This window comes from Geomonas ferrireducens (assembly GCF_004917065.1).
GTDB classification, from domain to species: Bacteria; Desulfobacterota; Desulfuromonadia; order Geobacterales; family Geobacteraceae; genus Geomonas; species Geomonas ferrireducens.
Window position 1 is genome coordinate 648,510 of record NZ_SSYA01000001.1, and the last position, 24,276, is coordinate 672,785.

Consider the following 24,276-nt stretch of genomic DNA (forward strand, 5'->3'; position numbering starts at 1 on the left):
AGAACGTGTTTCATTCCGCATGTTTTCTCCTTTTCAGGGACAGCTTCCCCTTCTCGTCGACGACAAGGGTGTCGGAGCGGACCAGGTCGAGGAGCAGTTGGGAGCTCCTTATCGCCTGGATCAGGCTTTTCAGCTCGTTGTCTATCGGGAGCTCGGAAAGACGCAGACGGTCGATCCTCGGGATGGCAACGTCCACCCCCTTCACGGCAAGCTCCCCTTCGCAGTCGAGGGCGCCGTCCACGGCGCTCACCCGGAGCCCCTTCAGATCGGCCATCTTGAGCGCCTTTCGCTGCGCCACGATCTTCTCGTTTCTCTGGTACGGGTCGACGGCGAAAAGGGCGCGGTCCAAGACCCGAGAGCTGAAGCGGCGCAGGTTCAGGTTCATACGCATCCCTTCCAGAAGCGCCCTCTTCTCGGTGGCAAGCGGCGCGGAAAGGCTCAACTCGCCGGTCAGCTCTCCCTCGCCTCCGGGACGAAGGGACCCGGCAGCCGGGAAGAGAAGCACCGGATCGAGGCGCGAGAAGTTGCAGTAGGTGGAAAGCACCGGGGTCGCTCCGGTGAGGTCTATCATGCCCCGGGCGCGCACCGTCCCCCCGGCGAACTCGGCCTGGAAGAAGGAGAGGCCGAGCGATTCGGGCTCCAGGAGGAGGTCGGCCTCCAGGGCGCTCGCGGCAAGCGGCAGGGCGCCGGACCTGAAGGAGGCGCTGCGGACGCCGATCTTACGCGGACCGCTGCTTTCGCCGCGCAGGTCCTGGTAGATCCGGTTCGCGAGATCGGAGTTCGCCACGGCGAACGGGGCAACCGGAGCGGGACGCACGAGTGCTGTGGAGAGCGGCTCCCACGACTCCCCCTTTCCTTGCGCCAGCGCATAGGTCCGGTCGAGCACGAGGTCGGCACGCATGCCGTCCGCCCCCACCCCCTTGCCGTCGGCAACACCCAAGTCGCGGCACTTGCCGTAGCCGCGCACCTTGAGCTCCTTGGCCGCGGTCAGATCGACGCGCGCGCCTGCGGCGACGTTGCCGGCTAGGCGCCATCCAGCGATGACCTGCTTCGCCTCGGGGGGGAAGTTCCCCTCCAGGTGGGCGAACATGGTGGCGTCGAGGCGCTTCAAAAGGGTCGCCGTGTCGAGCTTCAACTCGCGCTCATCCATGAGGGCGTCGAGGCGCCCAACGGTGAGTTCGGCCACCTGGGAAAGGCCGAGCGACGCCACGGTCAGCTCCTCGGTCAGGCGAAGCTCCTTCCAACCGGAAAGCTCCCCCTGCAGCTTGAGCGCACCGGATTGCAAAGGGAGCGTCGCCGCCGCGCCGGTAAGCCCCTCTAGTGCGGCGAAGCGCACCCCGCCATCAATGGCGAGGGGAAGATCGGCGCGCGGCACGGAAAAGCGCAGCTGCGGCGCCGTGCTTAACCCCTTGATCCGGTACCCTCCCTGGGCGGCTGGAAGCTTCAGGTCCATGTCGTTCAGCTTCACGGTCAGCTCGCCGCGCTCCAGCAGGGCGACGCCCCCCTTCGCCTTGCGCAGCGGGTTCGTCTCCGCGGGAGCCTGCGCCAACGGCAGCGGCAGGGAGAGGTCCCACGCGGCGGAGGCGAGCCCGGCAGCGTCGAAGCCGGCGGGGAGGAAGGGGGCGGCAACCGGCATGAGGCGGCGCAGGTCGATGTGCGCCTCTCCCTTGGTCGCCGCGAGCTGCCTCCCCTCTCCGGTGAGCGCCCCTTGGGCGGTGAGGGTAAGCGCGTCGGACGCGGCCAGGGTGAAGTGCGCCTGCGCCACCGTCGGGCTCCCCTTACCCTTGGCCGGCAGATGCACCCCTTCCGCGGCGAGACGCGCAGCGAAGGGACGCAGCGTCACGACCCGCGCCCCCTGGCGCGCCCGCAGCGACGCGGCCTCAAGATTTAAAAGCGGAAGCGACGCGTCCACGGCGCCGCCGGAAAGCACGCGCCCCTTGAGCGAGACCTCCTCGCGCAGCTTCTCGAACGCCAGGTCCTCCCCAACGGCCAGCCGCTCGATGCCCAGGCTCTGGGTGGCGTCGGCGACGGCGCGCTTTCCCTTAAGGTCGATGCCGGAGAGGTTCAGGGCCACCCGCCCCCGCACCCCCTGCGCACGCAGAAGCTTCTTCCCCGCCGCCTCGAGTGTTGCAGCCGAAAGGGATAGTTCTGCAGTCGCCCGCACCGGCGTCATCTTTTTAAGCGGCAGAACGGCCCGGTCGAGGGAAAGCACGATTTTCTCCCCCTGCACCGCACCGGCGGGGCGCTTCAGAGAAAGCCGCGGCAGGGCCAGAGCCAGCCCGGACACCGCCACCTCGCCGTCGTTCTCCGGCCCCTTGAAGCGCGCGGTAAGCTTCGCAAGTGTCGCGTTCCCGGTCAGATCCTTGAGCGGCAGAGCCTTCCCGAGGAAAGGTGCGGCGAGTGCGGCGGCGCGGGAAAGCTCGAGGCGCACCCCGGAAAGCTCGACGGAAACGGCGCGGGACTTCTCGGTGGGACGGTCGACGACGGCACTCCAGGAGGCGGTGAGCAATCCCGGGCTCGCGAGGCTTCCCTCGCTGAAGGTCACCTGCTGCCTTTTGTGATCACTCTTCAGCTTCTGGCGCAAGCGAAGGTCGAGGGGCGCCACCTTCCCCCTTTTCCCCGGGAGCTTGCTTACGGACAGGCGCTCGCCGTCGAGCGCCAGTGCCAGGCGCAGGTCCCCCGCCTGATCGGTCTCCCCATCGAGGGCCACCTGGAGGGCTCCTCCAAGCTCCGGCAGAGGCTTCTTCGCCAAAGGCGCCGCCAGTTTCATCACCTCGGCAAGGGAGAGCTGCAGCCGCGCCTTCAGCCCTTCCGGGCGCGACACGCCCCCTTTCACGTCGAAATCGGCGCCGGGAAGGCCCGCCTGCACCGCGAACAGCGCCCGGGACGGCTTGATGCGATGCGCCGCGGTAACGAGATCGGCGACCCGCACCTTGAGGCGAACCGGCTGGGCTTTGCCGCCGTCGACAGCCACCTCTCCGGTGAGCGACGCCGTGACCGGCAGCGTGGAAAGCGAGGGGACCGCGAGCCCGAAGGCGAAGTTATTCATGAGGAGCTCGCGCTTGGACTCCGGATCGGCGTAACGCAGCGTCATCGGGGCCGCCTCGACCATCGCCCGCACCTCGACCGGGAGCGGCCACTCCATGGTGTGGAACTTCTGCACCCCTTCCGCGATCCGCGTGAGCGGGTCCGGCAGCTTCTCCTTAGGCTTTTGCGGCCCAGGGGCGAGGTCCGCATCGAGCTTCGCGAGCTTCACCTCCAGGCTCACGCGCCAGCGCCCGGAGCTCTCCTCGCGGGAAAGGCCGGGAACGATCTTCAGCTCTTTGAGTGCGGCATGCAGCAGCGGGGGCGGCCCTTCACCGAGGTTAAGGCCGGAGATCGCGATGCCGCGGGACCAGGAAGCGGTGAGATCATCCCAGGATATGGGACGTTTGAGGGCCTTCGAGATACCGAGTCTCAGCAGTGATTGCACCGGGGAGGTGGAGATGAGGGTCGGCAGGGACACCAGGAGCAGCGCCAAAAGGAGGAGTCCGGCCAGTGCCACTGCACTCCCGACAAGGAGTACGCGTCTGAGGCGGATTGTGCTGATGTAGGCGAGGAGACGAGGGCGCATCGGTCAGGGTCCCGGGAGGTCCAGCGGAAGTTGCGAGGCAATTTCTCTTATCATCTCCAACTTTTAAAGTCAAACGGCGCGGCCCTCAGCGCAGCAGCCTGTGGCAGATGCCGCAGAGCTGGTCGCCCGCCCGTATCAGGTGTGGCGCGGGTTGCGTGAGATCATGGCAGGAGAGGCAGGTGATCTTGCCGTCCTCGAGAATGCATCCCGCGGCAAGGACCTCGGCGGCCGACGCGTACTCCATCTCTTTGCCAAGCGGGGGGTAGCGGTGCATGAGGGAATGGTCGTTGGTGTAGAGACAGTGGTCATCGAGACATATGGCCACCGGATGCGTCGACCCTTCAGAGTGACAGGCGATGCACTCCTGCATGGTGAGGATGCCGCTGGCGCTGGTCAGGTGGTCGATGTTCGCCTCCCCCATGCGCAAGAAGAGGAAGGCACCCAAAGCAACAGCGAGCAGTGCTGCCAGCCATAAACGGATCTTCCCTGATTCAGGCATGAGGCCTCCAGTTCATGGAAGTCTTCAACTCAATCAGCGGCTCCGATTCGCTGTCTGCCGCTTTGCTACTTTGGGGTGATAAAAAGTCTAGCACGGCAGCTATGACAGACAACGGGACCTCGATTATATTCGCCTCATTGGCCAGTGTCAGCTGCGCCTAAACTTGAGAGTCCGTTCATAATTTCTTTGACCGTCGCCCCACTTCTGCTAAAGTGGGCGTTCCGTAAACAGAACAGGCAAGCCTCATCCAAGGAGGAACCTTTCGTGTTGCAGCTTCGCGACGTGGTGAAGTCTTACGAGGGCAAATCGATGGTGACGGCGCTGGCGGGGGTCTCCTTCTCCATCGCCGCTGGGGAGATGGTTGCCATCATGGGGCCGTCTGGGTCGGGGAAATCGACCCTTTTGAACCTGATGGGGGGGCTCGACGTGCCGACCTCCGGACAGGTGCTGGTGGCGGGGAGTGACCTTGCCCTGGAAAGCGAAAAAGGGCGCTCGCTCTTCAGGCGCACGCACGTCTCGTACATCTTCCAGGCCTACCATCTGATGCCGACGCTCAGGGTGCGGCAAAACGTGGCGCTACCCCTGAGGCTGGCCGGCATGGGGGCGAAGGAGGCGGAACTCAGGGTCGAGCGCGCCCTGGCCGAGGTCGGCCTGGAAAAGCGGGGCGACCACCTCCCGGACGAACTCTCCGGCGGCGAGCGCCAGCGCGTCGCCATCGCCCGCGCCCTGGTCACCGAGGCTCCGCTTCTGCTCGCCGATGAGCCGACCGGCAACCTGGACAGCGCCCGCGGCAGGGAGATCCTCGCCCTGCTCCGCTCCATCCACGCCCGGCGCGGCACCACCATCGTCATGGTGACCCACGACCGCGACGCCGCCTCCGCCTGCGACCGCCTCATCCTGCTGCGGGACGGACGCGTCGAGGAGGACGGCGCGGTCCCGGGAGTCACCCGATGAGATACCTGCTGCGCCACCTCTCCCTTTCCTATGCCCGCCGCCACCTAGCGAAGACCGTCCTCACCCTTTTGGGCGTGGTGGTCGGCGTCACCACCTTCAGCTCAATCAGGACCGCACAGGACGCCCTCGTCGCCGGGATCGGTTCCACCGTGGACCGGGTCGCCGGGAAGGCGCACCTGCAGGTCACCATGGAGGGGGGCGTCCCCGAGGGGGTGCAGGAGCAGCTCAGAAACCTCCCCGGTGTCCGCGCCACCTCCCCGGTGATAGAACAGATCGTGGTCCCGGAAAAAGGGGAGCTCGGCAGTCTCATGGTGATCGGCGTCGACCTCTTGGGCGACCGGGAGATGCGCGACTACGGCTTCGAGGGTGACGACGCCGACCTCGACGACCCGCTCCTGTTCCTGGCCCAGCCCGACTCCGCCCTTTTCACCCGCGACTTCGCCAAACGTGCCGGCCTCACCACCGGGGGGACGCTGGCGGTCAGGGTCCCGACCGGCACGAGGAAAGTCACCGCGCGCGGCCTCATGAGCCCGAAGGGGTTCGCACAGGCCTTCGGCGGCAACCTCATGGTGGTGGACGTCTACGCCGCGCAGGAGCTCTTCGGCCGTGGGCGCCGCTTCGACCGCATCGACGTCCGGCTGGCCGAGGGGGTGACCGTGGCGCAAGGGACCGAGATGCTCAAAAAGGCGCTCGGCCCGGCGTACCGGGTGGAAACCCCGGCCCGGCGCGGCGAGCAGATGGAGCGCCTCGTGGCGAACTTCACCGCCGGGTTCAACGTCTCCAGCGCCTTCGCCCTCTCCATCGGCATCTTCCTCATCTTCAACGCCTTCAACGTCGCGGTGAACCGCAGGCGGCGCGACATCGGCACCCTGCGCGCCCTGGGCGCCACGCCGCGCCAGGTGCAGCTCCTGTTCCTGGTCGAGGCCCTCATCATCGGCCTTGCCGGCGGGGCGATCGGCTGCGTCGCCGGGACCGCATTCTCGCAGGCGCTCCTCGTGAGCATGGGGCAGAGCACCGAGATGGTGTACGGCATCAGCGGCTCCGGCATCGTGCACCTCACCCCGGCGGTCGTGTTCCACTCCATGCTGCTTGGGCTCATCGCCTCGCTCGCCGGGGCCTGGGGGCCAGCCCTCGCCGCCTCGCGCATCTCCCCCACGGAGGCCTTCGCCAAAGGGAGTTTCCAGGCGCGGGTCCAGCGTAGGGCGACCCCGAGGCTCGTTTTCGGTGTGCTCTTGGTCGCGGCCGCAGCGGGACTAGCCCTGAGCCGGGTCATGAAGGGAGACGGACTCGTGCTTTCGGTGCTCCTTCTGGGCGGCGTGGGGCTCGTGCTTCTGATCGGCCCGGTCTCGCGGGGGATCCTCCTCGCCCTCGCCCCGCCGCTTGGGCGCCTTTTTCCCTCCGCCGGACCGCTCTCGTGCGACGCCCTTTTGGGGAACCCGCGCCGCAGTGCGGGCACCATCATGGCCATGGCCCTCTCGCTCACCTTCGTACTCGGCCTGGGGGGCTACATGGGATCGACGCGGCTCACCATCGAGCGCTGGATGGACGACATCCTCACCTGCGATCTCTTCGTGCGCGCCTCGGCGAACTTCTCGCGCCCCGACTTTCTCTACCCCGGAAAACTGAAGGACGAGATCCTCTCCCTCCCCGGGGTACGCACCGTGGAAAGCTACCGGGCGATAAGACCGCAGTTTCGCGGGAGGCAGATCCTGGTGGGGTCGGTGGAGATGGATACCCTCACCAAAAGGGTGCGCTACGAGTTCGCCCAGGGGGATCTCGCCGGGCTGCGCGACGGCCTCATCAACCGGGGGATGTGCGCGGTCACCGAGAATTTCTACGACCGCTTCGGCCTGGGCAAGGGTGACACCGTCGAGCTCACGACCCCGGGGGGCGTGATGCGCTTCCCCATCGCCGCGGTGATAAGGGACTACAGCTCCGACCAGGGGGCGGTCTTCCTGGACCGCAACGTGTTTTTGAAGCACTGGCAGGACGACCGCGTCGACATCTACGACGTCTCGGTCACCCCCGGCACCGATCCCGGCAAGGTGCGCGACACGATCCGCGCGCGGCTCTCCGGCCGCTACCCGGCGCTCATCTCGACCCAGCGCGAGTTCAAGGAGGAGATCGGCAAGGCGATCGACGCCTTCTACGCCGTCATGCGCATCACCGTCTTCCTCGCCCTCGGGGTCGCCTTCTTAGGCATCGTCACATCGCTTCTCATCTCGGTGGCGGAGCGCACGCGCGAGATCGGCATCCTGAAGGCGCTGGGGGCGCTCCCCGGCCAGATCGCGCGCAGCGTGGTGCTGGAGGCGCTGGTGCTCGCCCTGGTCGGGCTCGTCGTCGCCCTCCCGGCCGGGAACCTCTTCGCCTCCTTCATGGAGGGACCGGTGGCGCGGGCCTTCACCGGCTGGGCCATGCCGCACCACTACCCGTGGGAGGTGCTCGGGCAGCTCCTTGTCCTTTTGCCGCTGGTGTCCTTCCTCGCCGCCGGGATCCCCGCACGACAGGCCGCAACGGTCAAGGTGACCGAGGCGGTCGGGTACGAGTAGGGCGGCCCCTCCCCGGCCCTCCCAACCTCCCCCCTCCGGGGGGAGGAGAAGATGATGAATACATCGAATTACTGGAGGATTCCGCACGATGACCCTAAAAAACATCAAACAGCTTCTCTGGTTGGCCGTAGCCGTTGTGATCATCCCTTTTTATCCAGCCGCAGCCCTCGCCGCGCCGGACGCGCGCGCCCTTTTAAGAGATTCGGAAAGCCGGCACCGCACCAAGACCCAGCAGTACTCGGGCGACCTCACCGTGGTGAACAAGGAGGGGAAGGTCCGGAAGAAGGGGTGGAACAGCTACCGGCAGGGGTACGCCGGGGACTCGAAGAACCTGATCCGCTTTACCGATCCCCCCGAGGTGAAGGGGGTCGGCTTTCTCTCCCTGCCGCGCGCAGGCTCGGACAACCCGGACCAGTGGCTCTACCTACCCTCCATGAAGCGCGAACGCAGGATCGCCCCCCAGGACCGCGACGCCTCCTTCGTCGGGACCGACTTCAACTACGAGGACATGGAGGAGTTCGACCACGAGAAATACAAGGTGTCACTGGAGGGTGAGGAAACCGTGGAGGGGCACCCCTGCTATGTGATCAAGGCGATCCCGCTCGAGAAGGGGAGCAAGTCCATCTACCAGAAGCTCACCCTCTACCTGAGAAAGGACATCCTCTACCTGGTGCGCGAGGACCTCTACCGCAAGGGGGAGAGCCAGCCGGCGAAGCGCCTGATCCTCTCCGATATCAAGAACGTCGAGGGGCACTGGATAGCGGCGCGCATGGAGATGACCGACCTGAAAAAGGGAAGCCGCACCACGGTGACCCTCAAGCAGATCTCCTTCAACCGGCCGCAGCCCGCGAGCCGCTTCACGCTGCAGAACCTGACCCGCGAGGGGGGCGATTGAGGGTCTTCGCACTCCTTCTTTTCTTCCTGCTCGTTCTCCCCTGCGCCGCTCTCGCCGAAGGGTTTTCCGGCTATGCCGAGTTGAAGGGTATGGCCTACAGCGAGCGCTCGCCGGGTGATCCCTACGCGGCCGGCTGGGGCACCGTCTACGGCAAGTGGGAAGAGCGCCTAGCCGAGAGCCAGCTCACCGCGTCCCTGCGCGCGGAGTGGCTCACCTCGCCGCAGACGAGCCCGCTTGTCTTCGACCCGGCGGACCGGAAGTTGAGGCGTCCCCCCTTGAGCATCCCAGAGCTCTGGCTGCGCGTCCCGCTCGCCTCCTCGCACGACCTCGAGCTCGGGCGCTTCCAGCTCGGCTGGGGCAAGACAGACGGCTACTCTCCGGCCGACGCCTTTCTCCCCCGCGACCTGACCGACCCTTTCGCCGACGAGAAGCTACCGCTCTGGGGGGTGCGCGCAAGCGGGCAGGAGGAGAACCTCCGCTACCAGGCCGTGCTGGTGCCGGTGACCACGCCGTGGCGCATCCCACCGCTTGGAAGCCGTAACGCCCCCATCGCCTCCGGCGCCCTCCCGCATGGGACGGTTCTGCGCGAGGCGGACGACGCGCCTCCCCTACCCGGTTTTGCCGCGCTGCGCCTCCTCGCCACGCACGGCGACTGGGACCTCGGCGTCTGGGCAAGGACCGGCGTGCGACCGGCACCGATCCTTCGCTTCACCGCGGACCCTGCCCTGCAGGACGGGCCGGTCCCGGTGGTGACGGTCACCCGGCGCTATCCGCGCGAGCACGCGGCCGGGGTCGAGGTCTCCAGGGTCGCCGGTCCCTATGTCCTGCGGGGGGAGTTGGCCGCCCTTTTCTCGGGCGACGCCGAACTGGGCGACGCCGTCATCGCCACCTTGAGCCTCGAGCGGGGCTTCGGCGACGGTACGCTTCTGGTCACCCTGGCCGGCAACGCCATCGATCCGCCCGTCGACCCCACCCTGCTCTTCGACCGGGGCACCCTCCCCGCCCTCATCGTCGCCTGGAACCGCACCGAGGAGTGGGGCGCGTGGAAGGCGGTCTGGGACTGCGGCCTCGAGCGCGGCGACGGCATCCTGAAGGGTGAGGTCGCCTACAACGTCACCGACACCTGGAAGGTCACCGTCGGAGGCGATCTCCCGTATGGCTCACGCCAGGGTGCGCTCGGCGCCCTGCACGACGCGCGCCGTCTCGTCGCCGCCGTCCGCCGCAGCTGGTGACCCGCACGCCCCCCTAGACCCTACTCCGCCGGAAAGCTCCCCGGATGTATACGCGTCTGCAACACCGCGGGCGGTATACGTTTTAGACAGCCCCCCACCTTTTAAGCTACCATCGAACCCTCTCCGGCAGCTCCCCGCGCCGCGGCGCATCCTTTCGCGCTGTCCGCGACATCCTTCTGCCGGAGCAGGAGAGCGATGGGCACCATCAGTTGCGAAACCATTTCCGGGATCCGTCTCTTTAACTGCCTCGCCCCGGACGACCTCCGGCAGGTGGCCGGGCGCCTCGAGTTGCGCCAGTTCGCCGCGGACGCGATCATCCTCGCAAGGAACGAGCCGGCGATGGAGCTCTACGTGATCCTCTCGGGGCGCATCCGGGTGGAGCTTTTGGACCGCTCAGGGCAGATCCTGAACCTCACCGAACTTGGGATCGGCAACGTGATCGGCGAACGCGCCATCCTGACCGACGAGAAGCGCTCCGCCGACGTGCGCGCCATCACCGAGGTGCAGGCGGCACGGCTCACCCGGCAGGACTTCGAGGAGCTCCTCGAGCGCATGCCGATACTCTACGCCAACATGAGCCGCATCCTCGCGGCGCAGCTCGGGAGCTGGGCGCACCGCCACCAGCGCGAGGAGAGCGAGCACCGCGAGGTGATCACCAACATCATCGGCTGGCAGCTCCTCCCGGAGTTCGGGGAGTTCCCCGGCATCTCCCCCTGGGTACGCCTGCTCAACAAGCGCCTCGAGCACCTGGCCGGCACCAGGAGCCACGTCCTCATCCTCGGCGAGCCCGGCACCTGGAAGGACCTGGCCGCCCGCCTGATCCATTTCCACAGCGACGACAACCGCCCCGTACTCTTCCTCGACTGCGCCGCGCCGCCGCCGGTTCTGGGGGAGGAATGCGCCGCAAGCGAGTCGGCGGCACAGAGCTCGCTCCTGCTCGGTCTCGCCCAGGAGGCCGCGCTCTTCGGCCACGCCCCGGAGGGGACGATGTACGCGCGCCGGGTGCGGCGCGGCATGATCGAGCTTGCCGCCGGCGGCGACATGATCCTCAGAAACATCGACTGTCTCACCCCGGCGGTGCAGGAGGAACTGGTCGAGTTCATGGAATCCGGCCACTTCACGCGCCGCGGCGAGACGAAGCTTAGAAGCGCCCAGGTGCGCATCATCGCGACGAGCGGCAAGCCGCTCGCCCCCATGGTCGACAGCGGCAAGTTCAACGCGGTCCTCTTCAAGAAGCTGTCGGGGGAAACACTTGAGTTGGCGCCGCTAAGGGAGCGCAAGAAGGACATCCCGGTCATCGCGAGGAGCCTCCTCAAGTCCCTCAACGCGAAGCACCACAAAAACGTGCGCCGCCTCTCCCAGGACGCGCTGAACCGCCTGGTGGACCACGACTGGCCCCTGAACGCGAGCGAGCTGTACCAGGTCGTCTCGCGCGCCGTGGTGGTGTGCAACGACGACGAGATCCACCCCGAGCACATCTCCCTGCAGGGGCACCCCTTCGGGGACGGCCACTTCGACCTCCTTACCCTCCCGGCGGTGGAGCGCCTCGCGCGCAACCCGCGCTTCCCGCGCCTTTTGCGCTACGTCACCGTGCCGCTCTTTCTGGCGGTGACGCTCTACACCCTCTTCGGGCCCCGCCTGAACAACGCCGCGAACCTCGCCGCCTGGACCATAGGATGGCCGGCACTTCTCGTGACCGCCTTTCTCTTCGCCCGCGGCTGGTGCAGCTTCTGCCCCATGGAGGCGATCGGCGAGTATATCGGGGTGTCGAGCCGGGTGGTGCGCGACCCGGCCCCCTGGCTGCGCCGCTGGGGCCCCACCCTCTCCTTCGTCGCGCTCGTGCTGATCCTTCTGGCCGAGCAGGCGACCGGTATGTTCACCTACGCCGGGGCGACCGGGCTTCTGCTTTTCGGCATCCTCGGCGCCACGGTGAGCGCCGACCTCGTCATCGGGCGCCGCGGCTGGTGCAAGTTCCTCTGTCCGCTCGGGCGCATCGTGAGCCTCGTCTCGCGCATCTCGCCGCTCGAGATGCACAGTAACCACAACGTCTGCCTGAGCCGCTGCCGGGTCGACGACTGCATCAAGGAAAAGGGTTGCCCCATGGGGCTCCACCCTTCCGGGGTCGACAGCTCGGACCATTGCGTCCTCTGCCTGAACTGCGTGAGGAGCTGCCCGCACCACTCCATGCAGCTAGACCTCAGAAACCCGACCTGGGGCGGGTTCAACCGCGCCCGGCGCGGCCTGCGCGAGGCCTTCTTCAGCACCACCCTGGTCGGCGTGGTCATCGCCGCCAAGGGAACTCCGCTCGTCGCAGGCCGCCACATCGAGATCTTCTCGCGCACCCTCTGGAGCGTCACCGATTACCTGGTCGCCCTCACCATCGTGGCCGGCTTCACCCTCCTCACCATGCTCGCCTCGGCGACAGTGCGCGGGACTGGGTGGCGCCAGGTCTTCACCACGAGCGGCCTCGCCTACCTGCCGCTTGCCGCGGCCGGGCTCTTCCTCATCTTCTTCCGCGCCCTGGTTGAGGGAGGTGCTGCGCTCGTGCCGCTCATGATCGACGCCATAGGGCTCGACGGCCGGCTCGACGCAGCGCGGCTCACCCCCGAGTTCGGCACGCTGCGCCTGCTCATCTACCCGCTCATCGTGCTCGCGGCGCTCTTCTCACTCAAGATCCTCGGCAAGCTGCAGCGCCAGGACGGTCTCCCCGGCGGCGCTCTCGCCGGTCACCGCTTCCTGATCGTCGCTGCGGCGACGGTTTTCGTGGTGATCCTCTAGCGCTTCCAGCCCTCCCCCGAGGTTCTTCAGGCAATGTTTCGAAGCGGTGAGCATGGCGTCACGTTCCCCCCTTCGCAAAGGGGGGAGCTTTAAGGCCACCGTTCTCAGCGATAGTGGACACGGGCTGCAACCGGACCCCTCTGGGGTGAAAGGCGGTAACTGTCGCCATTTCCGACGATAACGGGTTGACAATTTTTCCGACAGGGTATAAACAGACAGGGTTCCTCGTTAAGATGAGGCGTTTGCACAAACACAGGCTACTGCCCGGAAACGTCGAAAGACGCCAATGGGTAGACCAGGTATTGCCGGATTAAGGCTCTACTTAAGGTAGCTGGTCCCTTGCGACCTACGTTGTGCACTGCCGAAAACCGACGAGTGGGGAACCGTGAGGCACATTCAGGCCCGGGTTCTCCCGTGGCCTTTTTTCGTTTCCGCACATCACACAGAAAGGTGGTGGTTTTTCACATTGGACAGTCATAGTAGCGAATATCCGTTACCCATCCCGTTCCCGCGGCGATAACCCCCTTCAAAGCCTTCCTCCTTCCCTGCCCGCTTTGATCCGGTTCCGCCCCCAGGAACGGGACTCGATAAGCAGCGGGGAGTCTTCCACACGAACTCCCTTTTGATGCAAGCACCGACCGGCTTACGCAGGGCGCTCTACGCCCGTGGCGCATCCGGCGTCGTATTGCGGTCACACGCGCCGTCGCAGCACCGGTCCGTCCGGCTGCGGATGTGGTACGCTTTGGCCGCACGCAAGGTTGCCGTACAGGAGAAGGCAGGATGTTCATCGTTTCCAATATACCGGGAGGGCGTTCGACAAAGCAGACGCCCGCCCAGCGCCATCAGGCGCACAAAACGGCGTCGCAAGGGGAAAGCGAGCGCCGCCTGGTGGAGCTCTGCTCCATCTCGGTGCGCGACGCGCTGAAAGAGCTCGACACGAAGGCGAAGGAGGGGCTCTCCGCCGAGGAGGCCGAAAAACGCCTCGACGAGTACGGCGCCAACGAACTCGCCCACGCAAGACGCCTCACCGTGCTCGCCGACCTCCTCGAGCGCTGCAAGAGCCCGCTCGTAATCCAGCTCCTCATCATCGCCATCATCTCCGGCATCGTCGGCGAGACCAAGTCGGCCCTCATCGTGAGCGCCATGATCATCTTGAGCGTCGGACTATCCTTCATCCTGGACCGCCGCTCCGGCCAGGCGGTCGAGGCGCTCGGCAAGAGGGTCCAGTCGCGTACCCTCGTGCTGCGTGACGGCGAGGAGACCGAGATCCGCATAAGCGACGTGGTCCCAGGCGACATCGTGCTCCTCATGGCGGGCTCCATCATCCCCGCCGACGTGAGGCTCCTCTCCGCCAAGGACTTCTTCGTGAGCCAGTCCGCGCTCACCGGCGAGTCGATGCCGGTGGAAAAAAGCGCCATGGTCGACAAGGAGCACGATACCGGGCTCTCCGCCTGGGAACTCCCGAACGCCTGCTACTTGGGCTCCAGCGTGAACAGCGGCTCGGCGCGCGCCGTCGTCGTCAACACAGGCGTCAGGACCCTCTTCGGCTCCATCTCCGCCTCGCTTGCCGAAAAGCCGGAGGATACGAGCTTCGACAAGGGGACCCGCTCCTTCACCTGGCTCATGATCCGCTTCATGCTGGTGATGACCGCGGCGGTCTTCATGATCGTCGGCATGACCAAGGGGAACTGGGTCGATGCCCTCCTTTTCGGCCTCTCCATCGCCGTCGGCCTCACCCCCGAGATGCTCCCGATGATCGTCACGGTGAACCTCGCCAAGGGCGCGCTCACCATGGCGGCCAAGAAGGTGATCATCAAGCGGCTCCCCTCGATCCAGAATTTCGGCGCCATCGACATCCTCTGCACCGACAAGACCGGCACGCTGACCCAGGACCAGGTCGTCCTCGAGAAGTACGTCGACCTGACCGGTCGCACCAGCGAAGACGTCCTCACCTACGCCTACCTGAACAGCCACTACCAGACGGGGCTTAGAAACCTGATCGACCGCGCCATCCTCGACCACACCGAGATGAACGTCCAGCTCTGCCGCCTGGTGGACGAGCTCCCCTTCGACTTCCAGCGCCGCCGCATGTCGGTCGTCGTCGACTTCGAGGGTGACCACGTGCTCATCTGCAAGGGGGCGGTGGAGGAGATCTACGAGTGCTGCAGCCACTACCAGATCGGCGAGGAGGTCTTCCCCCTCTTCGACATGATCCGGGACAACCTCTTCGAGGAGGTGGAAAGGCACAACCGCGACGGTTTCCGCGTACTCGCCATCGCCTACCGCGAGTTCCCGCGCGAGAAGACCCAGTTCGAGGTGAAGGACGAGTCGCGCATGATCCTCTTGGGGTTCATCGCCTTCTTCGATCCCCCGAAGGCGCAGGCGAGCGAGGCGCTCGCCCTCTTGCAGGAGGCGGGTGTGCGCGTGAAGGTGCTCACCGGCGACAACGGGCTCGTGACGAAGAAGGTCTGCAGCAACGTGGGACTGAAGGCGGAGGGGATGCTGACCGGTGCGGAGCTCGCGCGCCTGGACGACGAGGAGTTCGCGCGGGTGGTCCGCGAGGTGGACGTCTTCGTGAAGCTCTCCCCGGCCCAGAAGGAACAGATCGTGCGCAGCCTGCGCGACAGCGGCCACGTGGTCGGCTTTTTGGGGGACGGCATCAACGACGCCCCGGCGCTGAAGGCCGCCGACGTCGGCATCTCGGTCGACTCCGGGGTCGACGTCGCCAAGGAGACCGCCGACATCGTGCTCCTGGAGAAGAGCCTTCTCGTCCTCGAAGAGGGGATCATGGAAGGGCGCCGCGTCTTCGCGAACATCATCAAGTACATCCGGATGGGGTCCTCCTCCAACTTCGGCAACATGTTCTCGGTGATCGGGGCGAGCTACCTGCTCCCCTTCCTCCCGATGCTGCCGGTGCAGATCCTCGCCAACAACCTCCTCTACGACTTCTCCCAGACCGGGATACCGACCGACCGGGTCGACGAGGAACTGGTGGCGAAGCCGCTTAAGTGGAACATCGGCAACATCAAGCGCTTCATGTTCTGCATAGGCCCCATAAGCTCGCTCTTCGACTACGCGACCTTCGCGCTCATGTGGTATGTCTTCGGCTGCGCCGCCTACAACGCCCCCGGCGTCACCGCGCTGCAGCAGGACGGGCTTGCGCGGCTCTTCCAGACCGGCTGGTTCGTGGAGTCGCTGCTCACCCAGACCCTGATCGTGCACATCATAAGGACCCGGCGCATACCGTTCTTCGGCAGCTCGGCCTCGCTTCCGATGACCCTCACCACGCTGGCGATCATGGGGATCGGCGCCTGGCTCCCCTACTCCCCCTTCGCGGGGGCGCTGAGCCTCGTGCCGTTGCCGCCGGTGTACTGGGTCTATATCGTCGCGTTCCTTTTGACCTATTCCATCCTTACCCACTTCGTGAAGACCTGGTTCTTCAAACGCTTTGGAGGTGACTGATCATGGACAGCCTGCTCGACGCACTACAGGAAGGGCGTCTCCTCGAGATCCCCGACGATTACGACAAGGAGGACGCGCTCCGCTTCCTCGCCCACATACTGGAGGCGGTGCCGTCGCTTCCCGCCGACACCGACGTGGCCGGGCTCATCCTCGCCAAGGAGGCGGCCTCGAAGACCGCCCTCGGCAAGGGGTGGGCCTGCCCCGACGCCCGCGTTCCCTTCGACGAGGACCTGATCTGCGTCGTCGGCTGGAGTCCCAAGGGGATCGACTACGGCACGCCGGACGGGAAACCGGTGAAGGTGATCGCCATGTACCTCGTCCCTGAGAACCAGCGCAGCAACTACCTGCGCGAGATCTCCCTCCTGGCGAAGGCGCTCGAGATCTACCCGGAGATCGAGCGGCTGAACGCGGCCGACAGCCTGAACGACATCCGCGACCACCTGCTCGACCTGATCAGCACCACGAGGGGGACGGTCGGCCCCGACTCCCGCGCCAGGATGATCCGCCTGCAGGGGAAAGCGGCCGCCGTTGAGCCGGTCCCCCAGGACCTCGCGAACCTGCTCGTCGAGCCCGTCACCATCCTCGTGGGCGCCCGGCTCTCCCCGGTGGTGCTCGGACACGACCAGGCGCTCGTTGAGCTCCTTGAGGGGCATCCCGGGCTCGCCGAGGAGGTGACGGCGCACAGCTCCTTCAACGTCGGCGGCTGGCGCATCGTCAAGCGCAAGGACGCCTCCTTCACCGGCGAGCGCCTGCTCATCGATTGCCTGGCATTGAGGACTTCGGGCGGGAAGTAAACGGGAGGGTTGCCATGACGGAAGCAAACGATCTGCAGCAGCGCCTCGACTCGTCAGAGGAGAAAAACGCGCTCAACAACAAGGTCGCCGTGGCGGTCGCCATCATCTCGGTCTTCATGGCGGTGTCCAAGGTGAAGGACGACAACATCGTCCAGGCAATGCTGCAGGCTAAATCGGACCAGGTGGACACCTGGAACGAATACCAGGCGAAGAAGCTCAAACAGCACCTTGCCGAGCTCGGGCTGAACCAGGTGACGGCGATAAGCGCGCTGGCGCCGCGGGAGAGCTCTCCCGCGCTCGAGCGGCAGAAGAAGGAGTACGGCGACAACATCGCGCGCTACAAGGGTGAAGAGGAAAAGCTCGCCGCCCGGGCGAACGGACTCGGCAAGCAGTACGACGACTTGAACTACCGGGACGACCAGTTCGACCTCTCCGACGCGACACTCGCGGTATCGCTCGCCATGCTCGCCATCGCCTCGCTCACCGGGAAGAAAAAGCTCCTGTACCTGGCGCTCGCCTTGGCGGGGTTCGGGATCGTCATGGGTGTCGCAGGCTTGGCCGGCCTGCCGCTGCATCCTACCGCGCTGGTGCGCGCCCTCTCCTAGCTCCGTCCCCCTCGATCGCGGCGAAGAGCTCCGACACTACCTTGGAGAGGTGGCACCCCGACAGTAGTGCCGCGTAGGACGCGTCGTCGGTGATGATCCGCTTCCTGAGCGGGCGGTGCTCACTCTCCGCCAGCAATTCCTCGAGCGTCGCCTTGATGCTTTTGCCCCGCGGCCGGACCTCGATGCCGCGCCCGCAGCCGGAGTCGTCCAGGGCGGTCACGTACCAGAGCCTTAGCGGGGCGAGGCTCGGGTCCGCCTCGATGTGGCCGCTCGCCCTCACGTATTCGAGCACCTTTTGCGCGAGCTGCAGCTTCGCCATCTCGTAGCACGACTCGTCGACGATGTTGCCGTGCTCGAAGAAGGGGATCACGTGCAGCCACGGCTCGCTGCGCACCTGCGCCGTCCCCGGTTTTTGCTCCCGCCCCACCACGAAGAGCGCCCATACGTACGCGGTGTAGAAGAGCCGCGAGCTCGCCGGGTTTCCCACCACGCTGTGCCCCTCGTACTCAAGGATGAAGGCCTCGCGGTCCGTGTTCAAAAGCTCCTGCTGCGCTCCGCAGATCTCCCCCTGGAAAAAGCTGCTCGGGGGCCAGAGCTTGCCGGTTACGCTCGCATGCAGGGCCGGGTGTGCCGCCCCTGTTTGTGCTGCCGCCTTTCTCAGGTCGGAGAGAAGCTGGTCCTTCCTCTCGTCCCTCACCCTCACGCGCACCGAGTTGTTCTCGTCGCCGAAGCCGTACTGCAGCGTGATGGGACCCTGCCACTGCTCGCAACTGCAGATCGGGACGCTCGGTCCCCACAAGAGCCAGAGGTTGAAAATGGTCATCTGCTGCGCCGAAAAGCCGCGGTGCGACATACGGTCGTACGAGGAGATGATGGGGTCCCAGTCGTCGGAGAAGCGCGACATGAGCCCGGCCAAGAGGTTCAAAGGCAGAAGAAAGCCGTGCTCGATCTTCACGCTGCAGAGAAAGGAGGCCTCCTCGTCGAGCGATAGGCGCAGTTGCGACACGGCGAGCAGGTACTGCTTGATCCCGTTCTTGGTGCTTTCATCGTTCAACCTGAAGACATCCACCACCTCGATCACCGGCTCGCGCTCCTTGATCTTCAAGGCGCCGAACTTGGCCCGGTTCGCCCGCCGCCACTCGGCAAGCTCGCGTCGGTAGGCCTCATCGTCGAACTGCAGCTGGTACCTCTTGGTCTTCGCGTCGAGGTACCAGGCGGGCTCCTTGCACGGCTTCGGGTGCAAAAGCCTGAGCTCCAGCCAAAGCCGCATCTGCCTTCTGAACATTGCCGGTTTGAAGGGCCAGGCGGAGTCCCAGCAGGCCTTCAGCGTGTTCATCACGGGGAGGTTTTCCTCGGTGGAGAGGCAGCGCCAGACCAGGCGGACGGGGGGGAGGAAGAACCACAGCAGGTAGAAAAAGGCGGTGGCAGCCGCGACGACAAAGGCGGCGATCTCCTGGTAGCTTTTCATGGGCGCCTCCCTTTGGTGTATTAAAAAGCACCAACGAATTGTATCTGCGGCACTCGCTTTTGCAATGGCACTGCGTTAAACCAGTGCCGGCTCCCCCTCCGGTTCGTTTTTTCCCTCACAGTTTCCCGTGCAACGGTCGATAAGAGTGATGTAGCTGTGCACCGCACATACCCCGCCCATGCGGCGGCCATGGTCTTCACTATGATGCAGAGGTTCATACAGAAAAGGGCGCTCGCCCTGCTGGTCGTTGTCGCCACAATCGTGTGCGGGCTCATCTTCACACTCTCCTATGACAAGGCGAAAGATGCGGCCATCTCCAGGCTGCATGACGAGCAGATGATCCACGCCAGACAGGCGGCCCAGGGTATCGAGGAATATTTCGCCACCTGGACCGGCATCCTCGGTTCCCTGGCACGGATGAAGGAGATCGCCGTTCTCGACGCTCCCGGGCGGCAGCAGATGGAGTTCTTCTACGACGCCCACAAGGAGCAGATCCGATCTTTCACCCGCGTGGACGAAAACGGGGTCATTCTCTTCACCGTTCCGCAGCGGGAAGCCGAAGGGAAAAACATCGCGGATCAAAAGCATATCCGCGAACTTTTGCGAACGCACCAGCCGGTTGTGAGCGACGTATTCCGGGCGGTGCAGGGATACGACGCGGTAGCCCTCCATGTCCCGGTTTTCGACGGGACACGCTTCAAGGGGAGCATCGCCATCGTCATCAACTTCCAGAACCTCGCGCACCGCTACTTCGACGTGATCAGGATCGGCAAGACCGGGTACACCTGGGTGGTCAGCCGCGACGGAACCGAGCTGTACTGCCCCGTGCCCGGGCACAGTGGCAGGAGCGTTTTCGAGAACGCCAAAGAGTCCCCTTCCCGTCAAGCCATGGCGCGCGAGATGCTGAAGGGGCGCCCCGGTACGGGGAGCTACACGGCAAGAGTGGACGCGCGGGAGAGCAAGCCGACGAAACAGCTCGCGGTCTACTACCCGGTGGCGCTTGGAAACACCTTCTGGTCCATCGCGGTCACCTCGTCGGAAAAGGAGATCCTCGCCTCCCTTACCTCGTACCGCAACCGCCTGATCGCGCTGCTCGCTTTCCTTCTGGCGGCGGGCATCGCCGTCTCCGGCTTCATCGTCCGCGCCATGCTGATCTTCAAGGAGGAGGCGGCCCGCAAGGAAACCGAGGCCGAACTGCGCGCGAGCGAGCAGAGATACCGCGACCTCTTCGAGCACAACCCGGCTCCCATGCTGATCTACGAGCGCGGGAGCATGGAGATGGTCGCGGTGAACGAGGCGTTCGTCATCGCCTACGGCTACGCGCGCGAGGAGGCGCTGGCACTCCACCTGACCGACCTCTACCCGGATTACGAGAAAAGCAGGATCAGCGATGTCGCGGCAAAGCTCACCGGGCACACCTACGTGGGGGAGTGGCACCACCGCAGAAAGGACGGCTCGGTCTTCCCCATCGTGGTCACCTCGCACGATATCGTCTACAAGGGGCGCACCAGCCGCATCGCCGTCATCACCGACATCACCGATCGCAAGAAAATGGAGCGGGTCATCGAGGAGGAGTCGAAGCTGAACCGGGTCCTCCTCGAGCAATCTCCCGACGGCATCGTCATCATCGACCCGGAGACGGCGCGTTTTCTCAACTTCAACGGCGCGGTTTGCAGGCAGTTGGGATACAGCCGCGAGGAGTTCGCGGAGCTCACCATCTTCGACGTTGAGGCCCAGGAGACGCAGGAGGAGACGCGCGAGCGGATAGCGGAGATCGTCAGGGAGGGGCGTGGGAGTTTCGAGACGGTGCAGCGCACCAAGAGCGGTGAGCTCAGAAACGTCGAGGTCAACGCGCAGATCGTCAACATCCAGGACCGCCGGGTCTACTACTGCATCTGGCGGGACGTGACCGAGCACAAGAGGCTCGAGGAGCAGCTAAGACAGTCCCAGAAGATGGAGTCGGTCGGAAGACTCGCCGGCGGCGTCGCCCACGACTTCAACAACATGCTCGGCGTCATCATCGGCGCCGCGGAGCTTTGCCGGCACCGCATCCCCGACGACGCGCCGGAGCAGAAGTTCCTCGAACACATCCTGAAGGCGGCGCAGCGCTCCAGCGAGATCACGCGGCAGTTGCTCGCCTTCTCGCGCAAGGAGATCGTTTCCCCCAAGGCGGTGAACCTGAACAGCCAGGTCCTCGCCGCGGAGAGCATGCTCTGCCGCCTGATCGGCGAGGACGTGAAGCTCACCTTCAAGCCCGCGACGCCGCTTTGGACCGTCCTCATCGATCCCTCGCAGTTCGACCAGATCCTCATGAACCTCTCGGCGAATTCCCGGGACGCCATGCCCGACGGCGGCAACCTGAACATCGATACCGCCAACATCCGCCTCAACGCGGATTACTGCCGCCACCACGCCGGCTGCGTCCCCGGCGACTACGTGAAGGTCACCGTGAGCGACACCGGCACCGGGATGGACCGGGAGACGCGGGAGCACATCTTCGAGCCGTTCTTCACGACGAAGGGGGTGGGGGTCGGCACAGGACTCGGGCTCGCCACGGTGTACGGCATCGTCACCCAGAACAACGGCTTCATCAACGTCTACAGCGAGCCGGGACAGGGCACCGTGTTCAACATCTACCTGCCGCGTCACCACGAGGAGGCGCGCGAGGAGGAGGTCGATGCCGCCCTGCCGAAAAGCGGCAGCGGCACCATCCTGCTCGTCGAGGACGAGGAGATGCTCCTTTGCACCACGACCATGATGCTCGAGGAGATGGGATACACGGTGATCCAGGCGGGGACGCCGGAAAGCGCCATCGACATCTGCGCGCAGGGGGGTGAGATCGACATGGTCCTGACCGACGTGGTGATGCCGGGGATGAACGGCAGAGAGATGGCCGAGCGCATCAGGGGGATCCGGCCCGGGATGAGGGTGCTCTTCATGTCCGGCTACACCGCCGACATCGTCGCCCAGCGCGGCATCGTGGAGGAAGGGATGCACTACATCTCGAAGCCGCTCGACTCCCGGCAGCTCCACGAAAAGATCGCCCAGTTGCTGGCACGTTGAGCCCGGCGCCCCTTAGTCTTTCCACGGCAGCTGCTGGGTGCAGTGCCTCCGGGAGGGAGCCCACCCGAAACCTTCATGCGGCCGGTGTCGTCGAACGGTCGAGGATGTCCCGTACCTTCCGCAGCAACTCCGTAGGCTGAACCGGTTTCATGATGAGCTCGGTCTCCTCGGCCAGGGCGTCGCGGATGTCGATGAACTCCCTGGTGTAGCCGCTCGTGAACGCCACGCGCATCGCCGGGTCGACCTTCCTGATCTCCTCACAGGCCTCCTTGCCGTTCATCCTGGGCATGATGAGGTCCATAAGCACAAGCGCGATGGTTCCCGGCGGCGCCCCCTGAAACTTCTCGATGGCATCCTCCCCGTCCTGCGCCAGGATGACCCGATACCCGTGGCCGGTCAGGATGCTGTCCAGGAGCTGACGCAGCGAGGGCTCGTCCTCCACGACCATGATCGTTTCCGTTCCCCGTCCGGGAGCATCCGGCTCCGCGGCGCTTTCCTCGGCAGCCCCTCCGATCCGGTACAGCGGCAGGTAGATCCTGAAGGTGGTCCCTACTCCCGGTTCGCTGTACACGTTGATGAAACCGTTATGCTGCTTGATGATGCCGTACACGATGGACATGCCGAGGCCGGTCCCCTTGCCGGGCTCCTTGGTGGTGAAGAAGGGCTCGAAGATCCTGGTCCTCGTCGTCTCGTCCATCCCGGCCCCGGTGTCCGAGACGGAAACGACCGCGTAAGGACCGGGCGCGGGGTGCTCACCGGCCGATGTTCCGCTCTCCTCGATCATCTGCCGGTGGGTCTCGATGGTGACCACGCCGCCCCCCGGCATGGCGTCACGGGCGTTGGTGACCAGGTTCATCAGGACCTGGTCGATCTGGCCGCTGTCGACCCTGACCGGCAGCGGCTCCGCGTTTACCGACGATCTGAGCTGGACATCCTCCCCGATGACCCGCGCCAGGAACTTCTGCACCTGCAGGATGATGTCGTTCAGGTTGGCAGGCTGCAGCCTCATCACCTGCTTGCGGCTGAAGGCGAGCAGGCTTGAGGTGAGCTGGGCGGCCCGGTCGGCGTACTCGAGGATGTGTTCGACCTTCTCCTTCTGCTCGGGAGCGAGGAGGCTGTCCCCTTTCAGCATGGCGCCGTACCCCATGATGACCATGAGGATGTTGTTGAAATCGTGGGCCACGCCCCCTGCGAGCTGCCCGATCGCCTCCATCTTCTGCGATTGCAGCAGCTGCTCCTCCAGCCGGTGCCGCTCCGTTATGTCTTCCTTGATGGTCACGTAGTGGGTGACGACCCCGTCCCTGGTGCGGACCGGCGAAACGGTGACGCGCGTCCAGAGAAGCCGGCCGTCCCTGGTGCGGCTCGGCATCTCTCCCTGCCAGACCGTCCCCGAGGTGATGCAATCCCAGAGGGTCTGGTGGTCCGCCTCCTGCGCCTGCTCCGACAGCAGGATGTCCGCCTGCTTCCCTACCATCTCCTCCGCCGTATAGCCGCTCATCCGTGTGAAGCTCGGGTTCACGAACTCGACGACCCCGTTCTTCGCCGTGATGCGGATGGAAAGCGGGCTCTGCTCCACGACGTGATACAGCTTCTGTACCAGCTCCTCGGTCTGCCGGCGCTCCGTGAGGTCGTCGACGAGGGTGATCAGGTAATCCGGCTTTCCATGACCGTCGAGCGAAACCGAGGAGGTGAGCCGGCTCCAGCGCTCCCCCTGCGGCGTCGCCACCGGGGCCTCCCGGACCACGAGCTGCCCGGGGTGGCCGAGCGGCTCGGCCGGGTCGAACCCGGGCAACCAGTCGCTCAGTTGCGCTCCCAGGAGCTCCGCTTCCGTTGCCCCCAGGAATTCCTGCAGTTTGCCGTTGGCCCGCAGTATGCGCCCCTCCAGTTCGAGGTGTGCAAGCCCAAGCCCCGCCTGCTCGAAGGTGCTCCGGAAGCGCCGCTCGCTCTCCACCAGCCGGCGCTGCGTCATGATCGATTCCAGCGCGTTGGAGAGCGTCAGGCGGATCTCGGTCTCGTTCCACGGCTTCTTGAAGTAGTAGTAGATCTGGCTGCGGTTGATGGCGTTGATGACGGCGTCGATGTCCGAATACCCGGTGAGGATCATGCGGATGCAGTCCGGATAGGCCGCCGCGACCTTCTCCAGGAACTCGGTCCCCGTCATGCCTGGCATGCGCTGGTCGGAAACCACAAGGGGGATGTCGTGCCCGGAAAGGAGCGCGAACGCCTCGTCGGTGGTCTCGGCGATGAACACCTCGTAGGTGTCGCGCAAAAGAGCACGCAGCGCCACGAGATTCGGCCGTTCGTCGTCGACGTAGAGGAGTCTCGGTTTGGCTGCAGGAGGTTTTTCGCTCATGGCGGCTCCTT

13 protein-coding genes and 1 riboswitch are annotated in these 24,276 nt (G+C 65.4%); of the genes, 9 read left to right on the plus strand and 4 right to left on the minus strand.

The features are described from left to right. Positions 1–10: 10 nt before the first annotated feature. Together E8L22_RS02880 and E8L22_RS02885 are read right to left on the minus strand one after the other, a co-directional pair. Positions 11–3,613: a translocation/assembly module TamB domain-containing protein gene (locus E8L22_RS02880; RefSeq protein WP_136523757.1), complete on the minus strand. Its 3,603-nt coding sequence runs from the start codon at positions 3,611–3,613 to the stop codon at positions 11–13. Positions 3,614–3,698: 85 nt separating this feature from the next. After that, positions 3,699–4,112: a hypothetical protein gene (locus tag E8L22_RS02885; RefSeq protein WP_136523758.1), complete on the minus strand. Its 414-nt coding sequence runs from the start codon at positions 4,110–4,112 to the stop codon at positions 3,699–3,701. 264 nt (positions 4,113–4,376) lie between these two features. Between E8L22_RS02885 and E8L22_RS02890 the strand changes: the two genes are divergently transcribed. From E8L22_RS02890 to E8L22_RS02925, 8 genes are all read left to right on the plus strand, one after another. Then, on the plus strand, positions 4,377–5,066 hold the full coding sequence (locus E8L22_RS02890; protein WP_136523759.1) for an ABC transporter ATP-binding protein: 690 nt from the start codon (positions 4,377–4,379) through the stop codon (positions 5,064–5,066). Next, positions 5,063–7,615 (plus strand): ABC transporter permease, encoded by a 2,553-nt coding sequence (locus E8L22_RS02895; RefSeq protein WP_136523760.1) that lies wholly within the window; start codon positions 5,063–5,065, stop codon positions 7,613–7,615. Before E8L22_RS02890 ends, E8L22_RS02895 begins: the two co-directional genes overlap by 4 nt. Positions 7,616–7,703: 88 nt before the next feature. Then, complete coding sequence (locus E8L22_RS02900) at positions 7,704–8,510, plus strand: outer membrane lipoprotein-sorting protein (protein ID WP_136523761.1); 807 nt, start codon at positions 7,704–7,706, stop codon at positions 8,508–8,510. Beyond that, positions 8,507–9,742, plus strand: coding sequence for a hypothetical protein (locus E8L22_RS02905; protein WP_136523762.1), 1,236 nt, complete (start codon positions 8,507–8,509; stop codon positions 9,740–9,742). The genes E8L22_RS02900 and E8L22_RS02905 overlap by 4 nt, the downstream gene beginning before the upstream one ends. 195 nt (positions 9,743–9,937) lie before the next feature. Continuing rightward, positions 9,938–12,520, plus strand: a complete 2,583-nt coding sequence (locus tag E8L22_RS02910; RefSeq protein ID WP_136523763.1) for a sigma 54-interacting transcriptional regulator — start codon at positions 9,938–9,940, stop codon at positions 12,518–12,520. A 217-nt stretch (positions 12,521–12,737) separates the two neighbouring features. Further along, positions 12,738–12,907, plus strand: a riboswitch (M-box (ykoK) riboswitch). A 393-nt stretch (positions 12,908–13,300) separates the two neighbouring features. Then, a complete protein-coding gene (gene mgtA, locus E8L22_RS02915) occupies positions 13,301–15,982 on the plus strand; it encodes a magnesium-translocating P-type ATPase (protein WP_136523764.1) in 2,682 nt (893 codons plus the stop codon). A 2-nt stretch (positions 15,983–15,984) separates the two neighbouring features. Beyond that, positions 15,985–16,776: a PTS sugar transporter subunit IIA gene (locus E8L22_RS02920; RefSeq protein WP_136523765.1), complete on the plus strand. Its 792-nt coding sequence runs from the start codon at positions 15,985–15,987 to the stop codon at positions 16,774–16,776. Between the two features lie 14 nt (positions 16,777–16,790). After that, on the plus strand, positions 16,791–17,381 hold the full coding sequence (locus E8L22_RS02925; protein WP_136523766.1) for a DUF4337 domain-containing protein: 591 nt from the start codon (positions 16,791–16,793) through the stop codon (positions 17,379–17,381). On the opposite strand, the gene E8L22_RS02930 is transcribed toward E8L22_RS02925, so the two are convergent. Further along, a complete protein-coding gene (locus E8L22_RS02930) occupies positions 17,353–18,849 on the minus strand; it encodes a hypothetical protein (RefSeq protein ID WP_136523767.1) in 1,497 nt (498 codons plus the stop codon). The two genes, E8L22_RS02925 and E8L22_RS02930, sit on opposite strands and share 29 nt — an antisense overlap. A 156-nt stretch (positions 18,850–19,005) precedes the next feature. On the opposite strand from E8L22_RS02930, the gene E8L22_RS02935 reads away from it, so the two are divergent. Next, positions 19,006–21,912, plus strand: coding sequence for a hybrid sensor histidine kinase/response regulator (locus E8L22_RS02935; protein ID WP_246044531.1), 2,907 nt, complete (start codon positions 19,006–19,008; stop codon positions 21,910–21,912). Between the two features lie 73 nt (positions 21,913–21,985). On the opposite strand, the gene E8L22_RS02940 is transcribed toward E8L22_RS02935, so the two are convergent. After that, positions 21,986–24,265 carry a response regulator gene (locus tag E8L22_RS02940; RefSeq protein ID WP_136523768.1) on the minus strand — a complete coding sequence of 760 codons (2,280 nt, stop codon included), beginning with the start codon at positions 24,263–24,265 and terminating at the stop codon, positions 21,986–21,988. Positions 24,266–24,276 lie beyond the last annotated feature (11 nt).